Source organism: Thalassospira sp. CH_XMU1458 (assembly GCF_037027205.1).
Lineage (GTDB): Bacteria > Pseudomonadota > Alphaproteobacteria > Rhodospirillales > Thalassospiraceae > Thalassospira > Thalassospira tepidiphila.
Window position 1 is genome coordinate 1 of the sequence record NZ_JAYMDW010000013.1, and the last position, 641, is coordinate 641.

General features: G+C 55.7%; 1 pseudogene. It reads right to left on the reverse strand.

Annotated features, from left to right (window positions below):
• Window positions 1-641: pseudogene (locus WBY09_RS19885) on the reverse strand (DNA-directed RNA polymerase subunit beta'); the annotation flags it as partial.

Consider the following 641-nt stretch of genomic DNA (forward strand, 5'->3'; position numbering starts at 1 on the left):
GGTCGAGAACGGAATGCGCGGATGACGCGGCAGAAGTTCCGACAGCAACATGCGGCCAGGGGTCGTAGCAACACGAACGGTGATCGGTTCGTTGTTTTCATCAACCGTGTGGTAACGGGCATTGACCTTGGAATGCAGGTTTACAACACCTTCATCCAGTGCCTGCTCGATCTCGGCGATGTTGACAAACGACATGCCCTCGCCCGGCTGACCATCACGCTCCATGGAGATGTAGTACAGACCAAGGACGATGTCCTGGGACGGCACGATGATCGGTTTACCCGATGCCGGCGACAGGATGTTGTTGGTCGACATCATCAGGGTACGTGCTTCAAGCTGAGCTTCAAGCGACAGCGGTACGTGGACAGCCATCTGGTCACCGTCGAAGTCCGCGTTAAACGCAGTACAAACGAGCGGGTGCAGCTGGATGGCCTTACCTTCGATCAGGGTAGGTTCGAACGCCTGAATACCAAGACGGTGCAGCGTCGGTGCGCGGTTAAGCATGACCGGGTGTTCACGGATAACCTGTTCAAGGATATCCCAAACTTCGGCACGCTCTTTTTCCACCATGCGCTTTGCAGCCTTGATGGTGGTCGCCATCCCGTAAAGTTCCAGCTTCGCGTAAACGAACGGCTTGAACA